Origin of the sequence: Tautonia sociabilis, from assembly GCF_003977685.1 — a bacterium.
GTDB lineage: Bacteria > Planctomycetota > Planctomycetia > Isosphaerales > Isosphaeraceae > Tautonia > Tautonia sociabilis.
Window position 1 is genome coordinate 22,319 of record NZ_RYZH01000031.1, and the last position, 19,293, is coordinate 41,611.

At 72.0% G+C, this 19,293-nt stretch carries 10 protein-coding genes; all 10 read right to left on the reverse strand.

All coding sequences use genetic code 11. From position 1 onward, the window contains the following. Position 1 precedes the first annotated feature (1 nt). Positions 2–1,681 (reverse strand): amidohydrolase family protein, encoded by a 1,680-nt coding sequence (locus TsocGM_RS15885; RefSeq protein WP_126726449.1) that lies wholly within the window; start codon positions 1,679–1,681, stop codon positions 2–4. Further along, entirely contained in the window at positions 1,668–2,951 is a 1,284-nt protein-coding gene (locus tag TsocGM_RS15890) for an amidohydrolase family protein (RefSeq protein WP_126726450.1), read from the reverse strand. Before TsocGM_RS15890 ends, TsocGM_RS15885 begins: the two co-directional genes overlap by 14 nt. 57 nt (positions 2,952–3,008) lie before the next feature. Next, positions 3,009–4,274: an amidohydrolase family protein gene (locus TsocGM_RS15895; RefSeq protein WP_126726451.1), complete on the reverse strand. Its 1,266-nt coding sequence runs from the start codon at positions 4,272–4,274 to the stop codon at positions 3,009–3,011. Next, positions 4,274–7,069 carry an amidohydrolase family protein gene (locus tag TsocGM_RS15900; RefSeq protein ID WP_126726452.1) on the reverse strand — a complete coding sequence of 932 codons (2,796 nt, stop codon included), beginning with the start codon at positions 7,067–7,069 and terminating at the stop codon, positions 4,274–4,276. The genes TsocGM_RS15895 and TsocGM_RS15900 overlap by 1 nt, the downstream gene beginning before the upstream one ends. A gap of 505 nt (positions 7,070–7,574) precedes the next feature. Further along, entirely contained in the window at positions 7,575–8,954 is a 1,380-nt protein-coding gene (locus tag TsocGM_RS15905) for an amidohydrolase family protein (RefSeq protein WP_126726453.1), read from the reverse strand. A 7-nt stretch (positions 8,955–8,961) separates the two neighbouring features. Beyond that, positions 8,962–10,197, reverse strand: a complete 1,236-nt coding sequence (locus TsocGM_RS15910) for an amidohydrolase family protein (protein WP_126726454.1) — start codon at positions 10,195–10,197, stop codon at positions 8,962–8,964. An 80-nt stretch (positions 10,198–10,277) separates the two neighbouring features. After that, the gene (locus tag TsocGM_RS15915; protein ID WP_126726455.1) at positions 10,278–12,995 is read right to left on the reverse strand and encodes an amidohydrolase family protein; all 2,718 of its coding nucleotides are present in this window, start codon (positions 12,993–12,995) and stop codon (positions 10,278–10,280) included. A gap of 183 nt (positions 12,996–13,178) precedes the next feature. Continuing rightward, positions 13,179–18,215, reverse strand: a complete 5,037-nt coding sequence (locus tag TsocGM_RS15920; RefSeq protein ID WP_126726456.1) for a DUF3320 domain-containing protein — start codon at positions 18,213–18,215, stop codon at positions 13,179–13,181. A 60-nt stretch (positions 18,216–18,275) separates the two neighbouring features. Beyond that, the gene (locus tag TsocGM_RS15925; RefSeq protein WP_126726457.1) at positions 18,276–18,689 is read right to left on the reverse strand and encodes a hypothetical protein; all 414 of its coding nucleotides are present in this window, start codon (positions 18,687–18,689) and stop codon (positions 18,276–18,278) included. An 18-nt stretch (positions 18,690–18,707) separates the two neighbouring features. After that, positions 18,708–19,124: a cytidine deaminase gene (locus tag TsocGM_RS15930; protein WP_126726458.1), complete on the reverse strand. Its 417-nt coding sequence runs from the start codon at positions 19,122–19,124 to the stop codon at positions 18,708–18,710. Positions 19,125–19,293: the final 169 nt, after the last annotated feature.

The window sequence follows — 19,293 nt, forward strand, 5'->3', positions numbered from 1 at the left end:
GTCAGCGGGCGTCGCGGTCGAAGACCGGGTAGACGCGGTCCTCGGCCCGTCGGTAGCGGACCTTGCCGTTCACGATGGCCGTCTCGACGTACGTGCGGTAGTCGAGCGGAGGGCCGTCGAGGATGAGCAGGTCGGCATCCTTACCCTTTTCGATGCTGCCGATCCGGTCCTCCAGGCCGAGGATCCGGGCCGGGACGATGGTCAGCGCGGCCAGCGCGGTTGCCTCGTCGGCGCCTCCCCGGACGGCGAAGGCGGCCTCCAGCGGCAGGCTCGTCAGGTCGCGACCGGCCAGGCCGACGAGGCTGACGGAGCTGCCCAGCGGCGCGATGGCGAAGGGCACGGCCGCCTGCTGGAGGATGCCCGGCGTCTCGATCGACGACCCGGTCGAGTCCTCCCGGCCCGGGTCCGACCGGCGGCGGTCCCGAGGGGTGATGACCACCGGCACACCGGCCTTGCCCAGCTCCTCAGCGACGACCCAGGCCTCGATGGCGCCATCGAGCACGAGCCGGTAGTCCAGCTCCCGGGCCAGGGCGATCATGCTCCGGATCTGCTCGGCCGAGGAGGCCTGCGTCCGCAATGGGATCTCCTTCTTCACCAGCTTGATCAGCCCGTCGTCGACAGGCTTGCGGGGCTCCTTGATGTCCTTCTTGCCGGCCTCCTTGTCGGCCTCGTACTGTTCCAGCTCCTCGAGGTAGTCCCTCGCCTTCTTGAGATTCTCCCGCCAGCTAAAGACGTTGAACGGGCCGGTGAGTGAGGAGGAGGAGAGGCTGTAGAAGGGCTGCTCGGCGGCGAGCATGCCGTCGAGATCGCCCCAGGTCAGCTTGATGACGCAATAATCGTCCGGCCTCGGCCGAGTGGGGGAGGGGGGGGCGAGCGGCTCGGGCAGGATCTCCATGACGGTAGCGGCGCAGTGGGCGCAGGTCCCCTGGCGGTCCTGTTCCCCGAAGAACCGGGAGTCGAAAGGGGAGACCAGGCCGGAGCCGTCGCCGGCGAAGAGGCCGAGGGGGCCGTGGCCGTCGTCCTCCCGGCCCTCGGCGTGAGCGAGCAGGTGGTCGAACGTCTCGTCGTCGAGCTGGCCGTCGGCGAGCAGGCCGATCAGGTCGTCGACGGTCAGGGAGACCGGGCCCTCGTCCTCCGACCCCGGCCCGGGCTGGAAGAGGAAGCGAGCGCCCGAGGCGCCGCCGATCCGCACCGCTCCGGACGTGATGCCGACGCCAAGGCAAAGCTTCATATTCCGATCGAACGGATCAAGGGCGTCGGCCACCGAGTTCGACGAGCCTCCCCCTCCCCGGGACCTGGCCGCCGCGCCCACCCCCACGCCGTTCATGTCCACGGCCACGAACCCGGGGGTGACGACCTTGCCGGAGGCGTCGATCACCTCGGCTCCCTCGGGCACCTCGATCGACTGGCCGACCTCGAGGATCGTGCCGTCCCGGACGAGGATCGTCCCCCGTCGGATCGTCCCCTGGGTGACCGTCTCGATGTCGGCCCCGACGATCGCCAGGATCGGCCCGGGGGTCTTCTCATCCGACTCCTCGCCATCGGGCCTGGCCTCGTCGGGCTTCGGCTCCGAGGAGGCCTCTCCCCCCGAATCCTCCTGGGCCGGGGCCGGGGAGGGGAACATGGCGGCGGCCAGGGCCGCCAGCAGGGCCAGCAGCCGGAGCAAGTCATTCGGTTTCATAGACGGTCCTCCCTGCGATGATAACGGTGCGGAGGCGGCTGTACGGGTCGAGCGGGTCGCCGTCGAAGACGAGCAGCGACGCGGACTTGCCCTCCTCCAGCGAGCCGAGGGCGTCTCCCTGGCCGATCAGCTCCGCCGGACGGGCGGTGAGGGCGGCCAGGGCCTTCTCGCGGGGCAGGCCGGTGGCGACGAGGTAGGCGACGTGGAACAGCGGGGAGTCCTGCGTCGAGAGCAGGCCGAACCGGTCGCTCCCCTGGACGAACGCGAACTCGATGCCCTCCTCGTGGACCAGGCGCGGCACGTTGACAAGATTGCGGTTATCGGGCTCGGTGTCGATGGCCGGCCGCAGCAGCAGGGTCAGCTTCGGCCGATCGGCCAGGCGGTCGAGCGTGCGGCACACGTCCGGCCCCGAGGCGATCAGGGCAAGCCGAACGTCCTTCGCCTCCTCCAGCGCCTCCAGCAGGTAGAGGATTGCCGCCGCGTTGGCGGCGTCGGCGATCAGCGGCACCTTCCCCTCCGCCACGGCCTTCCAGAGTTCGCGAGCGGAGCCGGACGCGCCCGAGTTCGAGGAGGACGACGACGGGCCTCGCCCCGACCGGCCCGATCCGGATCCGGATCCGGCACCGGATCGGTTCCCCCCTCCGGGGCGATTCGCGGCCTCCAGGCCCTTGCGGACGACGTCGAGGCTGGCGGTGCTGTTGGAGACGGCGACATAGAGGCGGCCGTCCTCCTCCACCACCATCGCCTCGGGGTCCTCGGGCGTAATCCGCACGACGGCCGCCTGGCCGTAGTCGGCGGGGATGAGGTTGAGGAGGGTCAGGCCGGAGCGGAGCAGGGGGGCGAAGTCGGTTCGGAAGGGGTCGAGGCCGTCGGCCACCCGGGTGAAGCTCGGCGACCGGGTGGGGCTCGACCCTCCCAGGACGATCACCCGGCCGTTGATAACGACCGTCCTCCTCCCGGAGGACGACGACCCGACGTCCCCTCCATACGGATAGGCCGGCTCCACGATGCCGGGCATGATCGTCCGCCCGCTGGCGTCCACCACTCGGGCGTCCTCGGGGATCTCGACCTGGTCGACCGGGCCGACCGCCTCGATCGTTCCGTCCCGCAGGACGATGACGCCGGTTTCGATCCGGCCGGCCGGGCCGACCGTCTCGATCGTCGCCCCCTTCAGCGCGAGCGGCCGGTCCTGGCCCCAGGAGGCCGGCGGGGCGGCGGCGATCGCGAGCGTCGCGAGCAGCGGCAGCGGGGCGATTCGGGGTTGGGTCACGGCTCGGGGCTCCGGGCGGCGAGGGAGGGGCGATCGGCGGCGAGGGCTGAACTGAACTCAGAAGCGGCGGCGGTCCTTGGCGATGTCGTAGACGACCTTCCCGTCGATGATCACCTGGGTGACGTAATTGCGCGGGTCGATAATCGATCCAGTGCAGATGACAAGATCCGCGTCCTTGCCCACCTCGATGGAGCCGACCCGGTCCTCGATCATCAGGGCCCTGGCCGGCTCGATCGTGATGCCCCGGATCGCCTCCTCCTCGTTCCAGCCGTAGCGGACGGCCATCGTCGCCTGGAACGAGAGTTCCTCCTGAGGGATGACGGGGGAGTCGGTGTTCACGCCGAGCCACTCGACGCCCCGCCGGTCATACTCGGCGACGATGCCGTGGATCTGCCCGTCGTCCGGGTCGAAGCGGAACCCGCGCGGCCCGGCGATCACCGGAACGTTGCGCCGGATCACCTCGTCGGAGATCAGATACCCCTCGAACGTGCCGTGACCGATGACGATTCGCAGGTCCATCGCGTCGTGGAGCATCTCCAGCGTCGCCTGGATGCCCTGGTATCCCTGCGTGTGCACGAGCACCGGGATCTCTCGGCGGAAGAGGGGCTTGAACATCTCCAGGCGCAGGTCGATCTCGGGCCGCTCGCTCGACTTGCCCGACTCGTAGTCGTCCCATGCCCGGACGTAGGCGCGTCCCTCTTCGAGCTGGTCTCGGATGATCCAGTTCATCCCCATCCGGCCGGAGCCGAGGGTGCCGTCCCGGCGCTCGGGGTTGCCCCACTGGGCGATCTTCAGGACGCCGGGGAAGCGGACGAGCACGTCCTCCAGCTCGCCGGGGCCGGTCTTCAGGATCGCGCCGAAGCCCCCCATGTTCGTGCCGCTGCCGGGGATGTAGCAGACGGTGGTCACGCCGCCGGCCACGGCCACCTGAAGCGCGTCGTTGTGCGGGATCACCTGGTCGAGCACCCGGAGATCCGGGTTGGTCTGGTAGACCATCTCGTTCAGGTCGCCCGAGCCGCCGACGTGGCAATGCACCTCGACCAGCCCCGGCATCAGGAACTTGTCGCCGCAGTCGATGACCTCGTACCCCTCGGGGATCTCCACCTCCGTCTGGGGGCCGACCGCCTCGATCTTCCCCCCGCGGACCAGGACCACGCCGTCGACGATCGGCTCGCCGGCGCAGGTGATCACCTTACCGGCGAGCACGGCGAGGGGACGATTCTCCTGCCCTTCGGCGGAGGAGGCCTCCTGCGCCGCCGCCATCGGGGAGAGCAGGCCGAGCAGCAGGACGAGGGCGGTCGGGGAGATCCGGTTTGGTGTCATCAAGGTTCGTCCTCCTGATCGAGAAAGGCCCAGGTCCCGTCGATCATCACCGCGAGCACCCGGCTGGACGGCTCGAAGGGAGGGCCGCTCCAGACGACCAGGTCCGCGTCCTTGCCCGGGGAGATCGTGCCCACGCGGTCGCCCAGCCCGAGGAACCCGGCCGGCACCGAAGACAGCCCGGCCAGCGCGTCCCCCGCTCCCAGCCCCAGCCGCACCGCGTACCGGATCGCCCGGGGAAGGGTGGCCGACCCGGTGCCGGCCCGGGACTGGAACCCGAAGAGCACCCCTCGGGTCGCCAGCACCTGGGGGAGGTTGACCGTCTCCCGGTCGACCTCCCGGACCAGGATCGGGCCGACGACCACGGCCACCTCCGCTTCCGCCAGCAGGTCGAGATCCCGGAAGGCGTCCCCGGCGCCGACCAAGACCGTGTCCAGCTCGTAATCGTCCCGGAACAGCGAGAGGGCCGCCCGGATCTCGTCCAGGCGGTCGACCTCGACCAGCGCCGGGATCTTCGACGAGAACAGGTCGCGGTATGGTTCCAGCGCGTCGGACTTGTTCGGCTCCTTCGGAGGCTTCGGCTCCTCGGGGAGCGGATCCTCGCCCGACTTGCCCTCGCCGCCCTGATCGCCGCCGTCCCCGGCATCGCCCCGCTCCTCCGGATCCTCCCCGTCGTCCTCGTCGTCTTTGTCTTCGTCGTCTTCGCTGCCGGGCTTCGGCTGGTCGCCCGAGGGCTCGTCCTCTGGCTCGTCGGACTCGCCCTCCTTCTTGTTCTCGGCGTCGGACTTCGCCTCCTCGTCCGACTTCTTCGCGTCCTCGGCCTTCTTCCTGGCCTCCTCCTCGGCCTTCTTCTTGGCTTCGAGGCGGGCCTTGGCCTCCTCATATTCTTTCTTCTTCCGCTCGTATTCGGCAAGGTCCTTCGCGTAGTTCTCCCAGGAGTCGTGATAGGCCTTGGCGCGCCGAAGGGTCGCTTCCAGGCCGGGGACGGCGGTGGTGAGGTTGCCGCTCAGCTCGAAGCGGATGGCGGCCGGGTCGCGGAGGACGGTGGGCTCGTCGCCGAGCTTGAAGGCGACGACCGGGGCCGGCAAGTTCTCCCGGGGGCCGGCCAGGACCGTGGTGATCCCTCCTCGCCGGGCGACGGCCGAGGCCGGATCCCACGCCACGAGCCGATCGCCGAGCTTCGTTTCCAGCGAAACCCGGGTGCGCGTCGGGCCGCTCGGCTCGTCCTCCTCCTCGTCGTCGTCCTGGAGGATGACGGGGAAGTCGCTCGCCGAGAAGGATCCGCTCGGACTCGGCTGGGCCGAGAGCGGACCGCCGAGGCCGAGGTCCGTCGCCAGGTCGAGCAGGCCGGGGGTGACGACCGCCCCCTCGAAGGCGAAGACCTCCGCGTCGACCGGCGCCGAGGCGTCCGCGCCAACCCCTCGGATCTTGCCCCCCTGGACGACGATCGTCGCCCCGGGGATCGTCGTCCCGTCCCCGGTCTGGACGGCGCTGGCCCGGATGACCACCGCCCCCGACTCGTCCTCGGCCGACCAGGCCTTCGAGCCGGAGACGTACACCTCGCGGACCCGGGAATGCAGGTCGAACGGGTCGCCGGAGAGGACGACGAAATCCGCGTCCTTGCCCGGGGCGATCGCGCCCACGCGGTCCCCCACGCCGAGCAGCTCGGCCGGGGCGGAGGTGATCATGCGGAGCACCTGCTCCTCGTCCAGGCCGCCGGCGGTGAACGCTCCGGCGAGGAAGAGGAGCTCGTTGAGGTCCTCATCCACGCTCGGGACGATCGCCACGGGGATGCCCGCCTCCAGCAGCTCGGCGGCGTCCTCCCAGGGCTCCCGGGGCTCGGGATCGTCCGGGTCGGGCACGGGGAGGTCGACGATCTGGCCAGGCCGGGAGCGGGAGCCGAGCACCACGCCGTCGACCACGCCCTTCCAGGTGTCGAGCCTCCCGAGGAACGGCCGCAGCTCGACCGGATCGACGAGCACGAGCCTCAGGTTGAACTCCTGGGCGATCGCCAGCGCCGCCCGGATCTCGGCCGCTCCTCGGGCGGTGACGCGCAACCGGCCCGAGTCGTCGAGCGCCTCGGCCAGCGGGTCGAGCAGGGGATCGGTCCCCTCGGCCGCGGCCTCGGGCCCGAGGGCGAGGGCGGCCCCGATCAGCGTCCGAAGCCCCGCCACGGCGCCGGCGAGGCTGGAGGCTAGCTGCGGCTGCGTCGGGTCGACCGGCCGATCCCGAGAGGCGAGCCGGGGGGGAGGCTCGTAGATCCGGGGAGGGTTCAGCGCCTCGGCCGAGAGGAGCACGCGGAGGTCCCCCTCCGGGTCGAGCGTCCGGGAGGCCGGGTCCGGCCCGCCGAGCTTGACGACGGCCCCCCGACCCGGCATCAGCCGGGACCTCCCCGGGCTGAGCTGCGCCGAGGTCACACCTCCGGAGAGCGGCCCGTCGAACTCCTCGAACGGGTCGAACCCGTCGATCGCCCGCACTGCGGGCGTCAGCGCCCGCTCGTCGTCCTGGGAGACCGCCCCCAGGCCGGTTTCCGCCGCCACCAACCCTGGAATGACCACCGCCGACGGCCCCAGGTCGACGACCTTGGCCGTCTCCGGGATCTCGAACGCGCCCCGGGCCCCGGAGGCGACGATTCGGCCGTCTTCGACCAGAATCACCGCGTCCTCGATCGGCCCCCCGTCCCCGGGCCAGAGCCGGGACGCCACATAGGCGACCTCCTCCGCCGGCGGGCCGGCCGACGCCGGAGCGACAGCGAACAGGAGTGCCAGGAGGGCCGTCGGGATCGGGAAGCGTCTCATGGTGCGGTGGCCCGGGGGAGGCAATGACGGATGCGAGAGAGCAGAGGGCGGTTGCGAGAAAGCAGAGGGCCGTTGCAAGAAAGCAGAGGGCGGTTGCGAGCGAGCAGAGGGCCGTTGCAAGAAAGCAGAGGACGGATGCGAGAGAGCAGAGGGCAGTTGCAAGAAAGCAGAGGGCAGTTGCGAGCGAGCAGTGGGCGGTTGCAAGAAAGCAGAGGGCGGTTGCGAGCGAGCAGGGGGCCGTTGCGAGCGGGCAGAGAGCGGATGCGAATGGACGGATGGCAGCGTTCGGACGGATTCGGGGTGGCGGCTGGGAAGGCTGGGGGCGGGTCGACCCCCGTCCCGGCAGGCTGCCGACGCGGGGGACGACCCGATCCCAGCCGCTCCATCCCCACCTGAAGCCCCCATCAGCGGAACTCCGATCGGAATCCTGGAGGTGCGATGGCGGCCGATCCGATGGCCGAGCGCCGGTCGATCCGAGCCTCGCGGCCGCCAGCAGCCCTCGCCCTCACGGTTCCCCTCGCTCGCTGATCGACGGGCGGAGCAGCTCCTTGAGCCGGGAATCCTCGTCGCGGCGGTAGACCACCCGGCCGTCGATGATCGTCGTGTCGACCCAAGTGCCGAGCCGGAGCGGATCGCCGGTGAGGATGATCAGGTCGGCATCCTTCCCCTCCTCGATCGAGCCGACGAACTCGTCGATCTTGAGCAATCGGGCGGGGCGGAGGGTCAGGGCCTCGATCGCCTCCTCGATCGGCATGCCGTACTTCACGGCGGTGGCGGCCTGGAACCAGAGGTAGTTCGGGCCGATCGTGGCGGCCGAGACGGAGGAGCCGCCGGCGGTCTGGAAGGTGATCGGCACACCGGCCTCGCGGTAAATGCGGGGCAAGACGACCAGCTCGTCCTTGTCGGTCCTCGGATCGGTTTCCCAGAAGACGAGGGAGGGGTCGAGGATCACCGGGATCTCGCGGCCGGCCAGCAGGCCGACGGCCTTGTGGCAGTCCCGGCCGAGAATCAGCACGGCGTCGAGCCCGTAGTCGTCGATGAGCCTCAGCGCCTGGGGGACGTCCATCGCCAGCTCGCAGTAGATGAAGGCGGTCAGCTCCCCTTTCAGCAGGCGGACCATCGCCTCCCGCTGGGGGTCGGGCTCGGCGGGGTCGGGCGTTGAGGAGTCCGAGTCTCGGTCGGGCTCCTCGTCCTCGTCCTCCTCCTGGCGGGGGGCCGACTCGTCGTCGGGCTCCTCGCGGTCGTCGTCGGCCTGGGCCTGGGCGTCCTGGTCCTCCTTCCGCTTCTCCTCGAGCGTCTTCATGTACCGCTTCGTCTCGTCCAGCTCGCGGCGGAGCCGGGAGAGGTGGCTCATCCGGCTGGAGGAGCCCGAGGGGCGCAGCGAGAGCTTCAGGGCGGCGTCCCGCTTGAGGATCATGTCCTCGGCGAAGGTGCCGGAGGTCTTCACCACGGCCGACTTGCCGCCGAACATGGTGTTGTTGCCGGGGATGGCGTGCACGGTGGTCACGCCGTTGCGGCGGGCGTCCTCGAAGTAGGTGGCGTTCGGGTCGATCGCGTCGACCACGGTCACGAACGGCACGTTCGGGTTCACCTCGTTCGGCTGCACCAGCGGCTCGGGGCTGTGTGGCTCGACGAACCCGGGCAGCACGACCTTGCCGCTGGCGTCGATCACCTTCGCCTCGATCGGGATCTCCAGGTCCGTGCCCACGGCCTGGATCGTGCCTCCCCGGATCAGGACGATGCCGTTCTCGATCGGATCGCCGACGACCGGCACCACCCGGCCCCCCGTGATCGCCAACTGGTCCTGTCCCGTCGCCGCCACGGCGGGCAGCAGCGCGAGGGCGGCCACGCTCGCCAGCCTCATGATCGGATGATTCGTCGCCATGTCGGGTTCAGTCCTCCTGCTGCGACGGGTCGGGCTTCGGGAACCGGATGGCGCCGTCGACCATCGTCCAGCGCACGGCGGTCGTGAATTCCAGCGGGTCGCCGTCCAGGGCGACGAGGTCCGCGTCCTTGCCCGGGGAGATCGAACCGACCCGGCCATCGACGCCCAGCACCCGAGCCGGCTCGATCGTGATCGCCCGCAGCGCGGCCTCCCTCGGCAGGCCGAACCTCGAGGCGAACCGGGCCTGGTCCAGCAGGTCGCCTCCTGAGAGCGACACCGAGACGCCGGCCTCGTGCAGGATCCCGGCCACGTTCCAGATCAGCTCCGTCCCTTCCGGCCCGAACGGCCGGTCGACCCGCAAGGCCCCCAGCACCACCGGCACCCGGCTCGAGGCCAGGGGCTCGGCCACCTTGTACGCCTCGTGCCCGCCATACACCACCGGCGCGTAGCCGAACTCGCCGGCCAGGCGGAGCACCGTGAGCATATCGAAATCCGTCCGGCTGATCGCCAGCACCGAACGACGCCCAGCCATCGCCTCTCGGAGCGGCTCGTACGGGTCTCCCGCCGCCGGAGAGGTCGTGTCCGGGTCCGGGTCGGCGCCTCGGGCGGCCCTGGCGAACGACTCGCGGAGCAGGCCGACGACTCCCATGCGGTTGGTCGGCTGTCGGACGTAGATCGAGTCCGGCCGCGTCCGAGACCGGTTCCGGGAGGCCGGGTCCGACGCCACGGTGATCACCAGGCCGGCGTCCCGGGAGACGACCCGATCCGACTGCTCCTCCCCGGCCGTCTTCACCACCACGGCCAGTCCGGGAATGACATTCTCGCTCGAGGGCACGATCGCCCCGGTCGTCGTCCCGCCGGCCAGCGCCTCGAGAAATGCCCGGCTCGACCAGTCGACCGCCGGCAGCGGGGAAAAGGTCGGGGTGATCTCCCTCGTCTCCTCCACCGCCGGGCCCGTCACGCCCCCGGGCAAGTCGGCGTCGACGAGGCCGGGCATGAGCGTCGCGTCCTCTCCCAGGTCGATCACCTCGGCCCCTTCGGGAGGCTCGATCTCGGCCGAAACCTGGGCGATCGTCCCTCCCGAGATCAGCACGGCCCCCGGCCGGAGCGGGCCGCTCTCGACCGTCTCCACCGTCCCGGCCCGGACGAGGACGTCCCCCTCGGCGGCCCTCGCCGTCGGAGAGATCGCGATCAGGGCGAGCGTCGCGAGGAGGCATCGGCGATCGGGTCGGCGTCGGCTCATGGTGCGGCACTCGAAGGCGATTGAGGAATCCTCTCGATGGCGATGGGCCCCGGCCCTCCCCGAGACCCCCGGGCTCCCGGTCACGGGGCCAGCCGGCCGTCGACCACGACCGCCAGCGGCCGGCTGGCCAGGTCGAGCGGAGAGCCGTCCCAGACCGTGAAATCGGCCGGCGCCCCGGGCTCCCAGGGGCTCGCCGGGCTCCCCTCGACCGGCAACCCGATCGCGGCGAACCCGCCCGCCAGCCCGCGCAGAGCCGACGACGCCGGCAGCCCGACCGCCACGCTCGACGCCGCCAGCAGCCGCAATTCTTCCGGGTCCTCCGCGGCGAAGAGGACCCTCGCGCCGGCCTCGGCCGCGGCGGCCACGGCCTCCAGCCTCCGCCACGCCACCGGCCCCGGCGGGATGGGCCGCAGCACCAGCGTCAGCGCGCCCGCTCCCGCCAGCCGGGAGACTCGAGCCGGATGCTCCTCGATCGCCCCCGGCCCGACGAGCACGGCCCGCACGCCGAGCGTCTCGGCCAGGTCGAGCGCGGCCTCCACCTCCGCGGGCGACTCGGCCTCGAACAGCGCCGCCGCCGACCCCGACCGGATCTCCTCCGCCCGATCGCGCCGGATCGCGTCGAGCCGGTCGATCACCGGGCTGGACAGGTAATAATCGAGCCTCCTCCGGGCGCTGGGGTCCTCGCCCCCCTCCAGGCCGAGGAACGCTCGGACCAGCGCCACCTGGCCCGGCAGGCTCGCCGGATACCGCTCGATGTTCCGGGACGACTCCGACAGCACCAGGCCCACCCCGATCACCGGGTCGACCACCGGCTCGATCGCCCCCAGCCGCACCGCCCCCGCCGCTCCGGCCACCACGTTCACCGAGCCGGGCGAGAAGCCCGCCTTCAGCACCCCGCCTCGGACGAGCCGCCGGACGGTCTTCCCGGTCGGGTCGAACGCGTCGACCGCCCGAAGAAAGCCCGCGTCCGCCCCGGCCGACTCGGCCGCCGCTCGAGACTGCCCCAGCGTGCTGACCGCCGTCAGCAGGCCGGGAGCGATGACCGCATCCCCCACGTCATAGGTCGGCAGGTCGTCGGCCCCGGCGATCTCCTCGCCACTGGCGACGATCGTCCCCTCCGCCACCGACAGCGCTCCCGGCCCGATCGAGCCGTCGGGCCGGAGCAGGCGCCTCGACTGGATGACGAAGCGGCTCGGCAGCCGGTCGGGCAGATCCGCGTCCACGACGGCCACCGGCTCGACCTCTTCGGGGGCCTGGACGTCCGGATCCCGATAGACGACCTCCCCGCCCGAGACGACCAGCGCCACCGGCGCCGACGGGTCGAGCGGATCCCCGGCGAAGGCGACCAGGTCGGCCCTCCTCCCCGGGGCGACCGCCCCCAGCTCGTCCCCCAGCCCCAGCACCTCCGCCGCCCCGGCGGTCAGCGCCCGGAGGACGCGATCGGCCGGCACCCCTCGGGAGACGGCCGCCGCCGCGTGCGCCCGGAGCAGGGCCGAGTCGGCCGGACGGTCGCCGTAAGTGCCGATCGCCCAGCGGCTGTCCTCGGCCAGCAGCCCGCTCGGCCACGAGTCGGCTCGGCTCCGGCGATAGGGCGGGCGGCTCCCCAGCTCCAGGATCGGCCCGAGCACCATCGGCGTCCGCCGCCGGACCAGCTCCTCCCGGGCCGACTTCGGGTCGCTCAGCCCCTCGACGATCAGCCTCAGGTCGAATTCCTCGGCCAGCGCCAGCGCGTTGCGGAGGTCGTCCTCCCGGTGCACCTCGATCCGGAGCGGCACCTCCCCCCCGAGCAGCTTGACCAGGAACTCCTTCGCCTCGTCCCGATCCGGCTCCTTGGGGGGCTCCGCCGGTTTCTTCGATCCCCCGTCCGTGTCGTCCTCGCCGTCCTTCTGGTCCTCGTCGTCGTCCCCCTCCTCGGGCTCGTCGCCGTCGTCCTCCTCATCTTGGGGGAGGGAGATCGAGCCGGCCTCGTCCCCGGCCGGTTCGTCCTCGGAGCCCTCGTCGTCCTTCGAGCCGTCCGAGTCCTCCTTCTCGTCGTCCTCCTGGCCCTGCTCCTCGACGTCTTCCTTCTCCTTGCCCTGCTCCTTCTCTTCTGTCTTGTCGGCCTCCTCCTTGTCGGGCCTGGCCTGCTCCTCGTCGTATTTCTTCTTGGCCTCGGCGTACTTCTCCCACTCTTCCTTGTATTTTTTCAGGCCTTCAATCGATCGCTTGAGCTGCTCGTATTGCTGGTAGCGGAGGATGGAGTTCGTCGAGGAGTCGTTCACCCCGAGCGCGGCCTGCACGAAGGCGTCCGGCCTGATCGTCAGCCTCGCCACCGCTCCCCCCGGGCCGACGCGGAGGACCGCCCCCCGACCTCCGAAGAGGCCGGTGTTGCCCGGCTGCACGGCCACGGCGGTCACTCCCGACCGGGCCACGTCCCGCCAGTCCTCGGCAAACGGGTCGACGCCGTCCAGGATGTTCAGCCCCCCGTCGTTCCCGCTGTCTCGGCGAGACTCGGGGGGGAGCCAGAGCACGCTCCTGGCGTCGATCAGCCCCGGCGTCAGCGTCAGGCCCGAGACGTCGATCCGATCGGCCTCCTCGGGGACCTCGACCTCCAGGCCCACCGCCTCGATCCGATCCCCTCGGATCAACACCGTCCCCCCATCGATCGTCCCCGAGTCGGACTGCGACAGGATCCGGGCGCCCACCAGCGCCCTGACCCCGGCGTCCTCGGGCCCGTCTCCGGCCGCCCCCGGCGGCTCGGCAACGAGCAACGACAGAACAATCAGCCCGATCGAGCGGCGCAACGTCAGCATCGGCATCGTCTTTCAGTCGGCGCAACGATGTCGTCTCGCGGCCGGACGTCGCGGAGAGAGGAGCGGACGACGCCGGCCGTGTCTCTGCTCTTCCCATCATAGCCAGCAAGACAGGCAGGATGGGAAGCTTTTCCCGAAACGTTTCATCGTCGCGGTCGCGCCCTTCGGAAGGCCTCGCTCGACCTCCGGTCAGTCCCGGGCCGAGGGCGCCGGCCCTCCCTCCGGTGACGGCGCCCGGACCCGATTCGGCCCCGACCCGCCGTCCTCGGGAGAGTCCGCCGGCGTCGCGATCGCCAGCCGATGCCCCTGCCGCTCGAGCCTGCCGGAGGAGAGCAGGCCGTCGACGACCGAGGCCACCCGAGCCCGCATCTCGTCCGTCGTTCTGGGGAAGCCGAGCAGCCGGCAGACCGCCGCCGGCAGGTCGTCCGGGTCGACGCGGAAGGCGTCGGCGACCACCCGCTCGACCGCCGAGGCCAGCTCCTCGGGGCAGACGTACTCCAGCCGTCGAGACGAGGCCGGCAGGGCCGATCGGTCCCTCGGTCGGGGCCGTTCCAGGTCGCTCGGCCAGAGGAAGGCCCCTCGGCGTCGCACCGGGCCGCCGTCCCGGAAGGGGGCCGTCGCGGCCCGCTCGATCGCCTCCTTCGGCCGGCCGGCCAGCCGCTTCAGGCCCACCGCCTCGGCGATCCGACGCACCACCTCCGTCTCGTGCACCGGGCCTTCCACCCGGACGACCTCGGCGACCCAGGCCGCCAGCGTCTCGGCCGGCAGCGCGGCCGGGTCCGACTCGTCGGGGCCGACCTCCAGCCGAGCCGCCTCGTAGGGCGGCAGCGCCGGCAGCTCGGGCCCTCCCGCCGAGGGCCGGGCGTCCCGAGCGATCCCCCCCGCCTTCGGGGTGATCGGCTCGGCTCCCGGCGGGTCGTCCTCCCGCTCGATCTCCGCCACCAGCGCCCGCAGACGCCCCTCCGGGTCGTGCCACCAGTCCGGCGACCACGCCCGGGCCAACCGCCAGCCCAGGCCGCGCAACACCGCCGGCCGGATGCGCTCGCGGTCCCTCGCCGACCTCGGCGCCGAATACGACGGGCCGTCGCAGAGCACCCCCAGGCGATATCGCCCTGGATGCTCCGGGTCGACCACCGCCAGGTCCACCCGAGATTCCGACGACCCCAATCCCCGCACCACCTCGTACCCCTCCGCCCGCATCGCCTCGGCCACCTGCTCCTCGAACGGCGACCCTTCCCCGGCAGGAGCCCCGGAACGCTCTCCCTCGTCCTCCAGCGTCCCCAGTTCGGCGAACCGCAGGAAGGTCTTCAGCGCCCGAACGCCCCGGGCCGTCGCCCTGCTGGAATCGAGATCCGAGCTTCTTAGATTCGTGAACACCTCGCAGCGCAGCCGAGCCCGAGTGATCAGCACGTTGAGCCGGCGCTCTCCCCCCTCGCCGTTGAGCGGCCCGAAGTTCATCGACACCCGCCCCCCGGCGTCCCGGCCGTAGCCGACGCTGATGAACATGGCGTCGCGCTCGTCCCCCTGCACGCTCTCCAGGTTCTTGACGAAGAACGGCTCCGGCCCGTCGTCGGCGAAGAACGGCTCGCACGAGGGGTCGTCCCGCCGCAGCCGCTCCAGGACTCGGCTGATCGCCTCCGCCTGCGCCGCGCTGAAGGCGGCCACGCCGAGGGTCAAGCGGCTCCCTTCCGGCCTCGAGAGCTGCGCTCGGGCGAAGGCCATCGCCGCCTCGGCCACCGCTCGGGCCTCCTCGGGGTTCGTCCGAGAGCGGCCCCGGTCGTAGACCGTCTCCGGCAGGAGGCGCAGCACCAGGCCCCGCTCCGAGCGGTCCCGCTCGGGCCCCGGGAAGACGATCAGGCGGCCGTCGTAGAACGCTCGGTTCGACACGGCGATCAGCGACTCGTGCCGGCTCCGGTAGTGCCAGCGCAGCATCCGCCTCGGCGCCCCCTGGGCCAGGAACAGGCCGAGGATGCTCTCCAGCGCATCAGAGGCGATCCCCGCCGCCTCGTCGTCGTCCTCGACCGTCTCATCGCCGGCGGTCAGGCGGTCGAAGAAGGTGGTGGGGGGCAACTGGCGATCATCTCCCACCACCACCGCCTGCCTTCCTCGCAGCAGGGCCCCGAGCGCGTCGACCGGCCGCACCTGGCTGGCCTCGTCGAAGACGACCAGGTCGAACGCCAGTTGCCCCGGCTCCAGGTACGCCGCCACCGACAGCGGGCTCATCAGAAAGACCGGCTTCACCGCCTGCACCGCCCGTCCCGCCTGGGAGAAGAGCACGCGGAGGGGCAGGTGCCGGGTCTTCTTCTCCAGCTCTCGGCGGAGCACCGCCAGGTCCCCCGCCATCGCCTGGTGTCTCGGCAATCGCGACCAGTGCTCCCGGGCCGCCCACGCCCGGTTGTGCCCGAGCACCGCCACATCCAGCCGAGCGAACCTCCCCGCCATCGCCTCGTGGTCCCCCCCCGAGAAGCCCCCCAGCGCCGGCCGCTCCCGGGCCGCTCGGTCGAGCAGCGCCTCGGCCCACCGAGCCCGGAAGGCGGTCGCCAGCAGCCTCGCCGCCTCCGGCCACGACCGGCTTGCCTCCACCACCGCCCCGAGGCCGGCCTCCCGACAACTCGCCGCCCGCTGGTTCACCAGCGCGACCGCGTGCAGGTGTTCCGAATGCTCCGCCACCGCCTCGATCCGCTCCAGCAGCTCCTCGAACGGCAGCGCGAACCAGTCCGGCACCACCGCCGGATCGATCCTCATTCCCATCCCTGATCGAACGCGATCCCTTCCGTCCCATGGCGACGGATCACGGGCGGGCGAGCCGCCCGTGGCCCCCCGAATGTCCACGTCGTCCCGGACCGCTTCGGATCGGCCATCGTGCGCGACTGGCCCGCCGGCGCTCCGGTCGACCGGATCTCCCCGGTCGGCGCTCCCCCCGACATGGGCTCCCACCAGGCCCCCCGGCCCCCCAATCCCGGCGAACGCGGCCAGCTCCTCGATCGCCTCCCGCTGCCGGGCCAGCGCCCCGAGCAGCCGGTCGGCCAGCGGCAGGGCCCGACGGATCGCGTCGTCATCGCCGAGCGCCTCGATCACCCCGGCCGGCAGCCGGCCGGTCCTCGCCTCCTCCCGCACCCGCCGGGCGAACCGGGCCACCTCGGCCAGCTCGGCGAAGTCGGAGCGATCGCCCCGCCATCGGCTCCCGAAGAGGAGGGCGGCCGAGCACGAGAACCGGCCGATCGCCTCCCTCCTCCGCTGCGCCTCCAGCACCGAGTCGACCAGCGCCAGCCGCCCGGCGTTCGTCCTCGGCGGCTCCCCCCGGCAGAGCGTCGCCAGCCGGAAGGCCGCCCGCCGGTATCGGCCCGAGGTCCATCGCCACCAGCGCCGGCCCACCGTGTTGAACGCCTCCCGAGTCTCGACCAGGTCCCGATCCCACGCCTCGGGCAGCAGGACGGCGTCAAGCTCCCGGTGCAATCGAGCGAGCGTCGCTCCCGAGTCCAGCAGCTCGTCCAGGTCCCTCCCCCGCTCCTCCCACGAGTCGTCGGCCAGGGTCAGCCCCACCGGCAATCCGCCCTTCGGCAGCGGGCGGACGGCCTCGGCCATCGCCTCCGAGCCGGGAAGGTCGGCGGGGCAGGGGATCCCGAGCGCCTCGGCCAGCTCCTCGGCCGCCGAGCGCACCGCCTCGGTCGCGGCCCGAGCCTCGTTGGCGCGGCGGAACAGTTCGGAGCGATCCGACGGCGTCCAGAGCGACCGGCCCGACCGCCGCATTGGGTGATCGGCCGGCAGGGTCAGATCCGCCATCCTCGCCTGGAGCTGCTCGACCATCAGCTCCCGCTCTCGGAACTCCGGCGCCGACCACTCGGCCAGGCCCGGCACATCCATCGGCGGCGGCACCGCTCCTCCCAGCGCGGCCCGCTCGCGCAGCAGGATGCCCGCCGCCTCGTGCGGGGTGACGCCGCTGGAGCCGATGGGGGTTGTCACCGCCTCGGCGAAGGCGTTGAGCCGGCCGCGCAGGTCGCCCAGCACCTTCGCGTCGTCCTCGGCCGCCCCCACGCGAGGCCGGCCGAGCTGGAGCGTCCGGCGCAGCTCGTCCAGCACGTCTCGCTTCCGCGTCCGGTTGCTGTGCAATTCCAGGCACGCCGCCCCCAGGCCGACGGCGTCCAGGCGGCGGTGCACCACCTCCAGCGCCGCCGCCTTCTCGGCCACGAACAGGACCGACTTCCCCCGGCCGACCGCCTCGGCGATCAGGTTGGCGATCGTCTGGCTCTTGCCCGTCCCCGGAGGCCCCTGGATGACCAGCGTCCTCCCCCGCATCGCGTCGACCAGCGCGAGCGTCTGCGAGGCGTCCGCGTCGAGCACCGGCCTCACGTCGATCGGCCCGAGGCGGTCGTCCAGGTGCTCCTCCTCGCCGATCGCCGGCTCCCCCTCGTCCAGCCCCTCCCCCAGCAGCCCCGACAGCACCGGGTGCGCCGACGGCCGCGCACCCTCCGGCCACCGCGACGGGTCCAGGTCACGGTACATGAGCAATCGGCTGAACGAGAAGAACCCCAGCGCCGCCGCCTCGCGGTCGACCTCCCAACCCTCCTCGCCCGAGACGGCCGCGCCCACCGCGTCGAAGTACGCCGACGGATCCAGATCGTCCGCCCCCGGGATCTCCGGCAGCTCGATCCCGAACCCCGCCCGCAGCCGCTCCGAGAGCGACAGGTTCGTCTCCAGGTCCTCCCCCGAGTACCGCACTCGGAAGCGGTCCCTCGCGCCCGATCGGCCCAGCGCCACCGGCACCAGGATCAGCGGCGCCCGCACCCTCCGGCCGTTCCGCTCCTCCGACCACGAGAGCATCCCCAGGGCCAGGAACAGCGTGTTGACCCCCAGTTCCTCCACCGATCCCCGGGCCGCCGCGTCGATCGCCAGCAGCCGCTCCTGCAACGGCTCGGCCGGCAGGTCGGTCTGGAGGATCAGATCGGTCGGGTCCGCCGGCGGCAGCTCGAGGCCGACGCCCGGAGCCTCCCCCTCCGCCCGATCGCCCGACGCCCCCTCCTCCGGCCGGTCGGGGGCCGGGGCGAAAGCCATGCGGCGCCCTTCTCGGACGAGCAGCCGGACCACTTCGACCGGCGACTCGCCGACAATCGTCAGGCCTCTCCTCCTCGGGCGATAGTTCAACAGCGGGTTGCGCAAGCTCAGGTCGAGCAGTGCGCGGCGGTCGGCGTCGAGCCGCTCGGCGATCACGGCGGAGGGGACAGACATCGTTCGGTCGCCCTCGGGCGGCAGGGGATGGGGAGGCAATACCGGGTCGGGACCGCGTCGTCAATTCGGCCCAAAGGTCGGTTCGAGGTACGCGATGACGCATCCGAAGGTCAGGAGCATCGACGCGAGCGTGCCCACCGCCATCAGCACCAGGCCGACCGCCCGGCCCCGGATGCCGATCCAGTAGAGGTACGCCTCCGCGATCGGCCCCGCGGTGAAACAGACATTCGCCAGGACCGCTCCCACGATCGCGAACCCATAGAACTCCGGGTCGCCCAGCGTGCGTCCAAGGTCCAGGAGCGCGGTCAGCACCGTCACGCCGAGCAGGATGGCGTTGTCGAGCACCCACCATCGCTCCCAGCGCCTCAGCACCGGCCCGGGAGCGAGGTCCGAGTCGACAACGGGCGTCGCGGCTCCCGTCTCGGCCGGCTCACCGGGCGCCGTGTCGAATTCCGAGGGGTCGAAGTCATCCATCCGCGCCCGCCCCGTCGCTCACTCCGCCAGGTCGTGCGGCCCGAACGCCCCGGGCAGCAGGTCGGCCAGGCGATGGCGGAGCACCTCCGGCCCCTCGCAGGCCGAGATGATCTCCGCCCCCGGGCCGAACTCGTGGATCACCTGCCGGCACGCCCCGCACGGGGGCGTCGGCCGGGGCGTCGGCGTGAAGACGACGACCGCTCGGATCGACCGCTCGCCCCGGGCCACGGCCGAGAAGATCGCATTCCGCTCGCCGCAGATCGTCAAGCCGTACGACGCGTTCTCCACGTTGCACCCGGCAACGATCTCCCCGCCCTCCCCCAGCACCGCCGCTCCCACCGGGAACCGGCTGTACGGGCAATAGGCCGACGCGCTCGCCCGGCGGGCGGCGTCGATCAGCCTGCCGATCATCTCGTCATCGACCGCGACCGCCATGCCGGAGCCCCTTCGCCGGCCGACCGGCCGGGACCCCGATCGTACCAGGTCGGGCCGCTCAAGGGAGAGACACAGGCCGGTACGGAGCCCAGGAGCCCAGGAGGAGCTTCGGCGAGGGGAGGGGAGAGCAGAGGAGGGAGGAGATCCTCCTCCCCTACTCGGCTTCTCG

What these genes read in the sequence shown, in the direction of transcription:
- TsocGM_RS15905 (WP_126726453.1), bottom strand. Translation starts at nt 8,954, where the DNA reads ATGGCGACGAATCATCCGATCATGAGGCTGGCGAGCGTGGCCGCCCTC.
- TsocGM_RS15925 (WP_126726457.1), bottom strand. Translation starts at nt 18,689, where the DNA reads ATGGATGACTTCGACCCCTCGGAATTCGACACGGCGCCCGGTGAGCCG.
- TsocGM_RS15900 (WP_126726452.1), bottom strand. Translation starts at nt 7,069, where the DNA reads ATGAGACGCTTCCCGATCCCGACGGCCCTCCTGGCACTCCTGTTCGCT.
- TsocGM_RS15930 (WP_126726458.1), bottom strand. Translation starts at nt 19,124, where the DNA reads ATGGCGGTCGCGGTCGATGACGAGATGATCGGCAGGCTGATCGACGCC.
- TsocGM_RS15895 (WP_126726451.1), bottom strand. Translation starts at nt 4,274, where the DNA reads ATGACACCAAACCGGATCTCCCCGACCGCCCTCGTCCTGCTGCTCGGC.
- TsocGM_RS15910 (WP_126726454.1), bottom strand. Translation starts at nt 10,197, where the DNA reads ATGAGCCGACGCCGACCCGATCGCCGATGCCTCCTCGCGACGCTCGCC.
- TsocGM_RS15915 (WP_126726455.1), bottom strand. Translation starts at nt 12,995, where the DNA reads ATGCCGATGCTGACGTTGCGCCGCTCGATCGGGCTGATTGTTCTGTCG.
- TsocGM_RS15920 (WP_126726456.1), bottom strand. Translation starts at nt 18,215, where the DNA reads ATGTCTGTCCCCTCCGCCGTGATCGCCGAGCGGCTCGACGCCGACCGC.
- TsocGM_RS15885 (WP_126726449.1), bottom strand. Translation starts at nt 1,681, where the DNA reads ATGAAACCGAATGACTTGCTCCGGCTGCTGGCCCTGCTGGCGGCCCTG.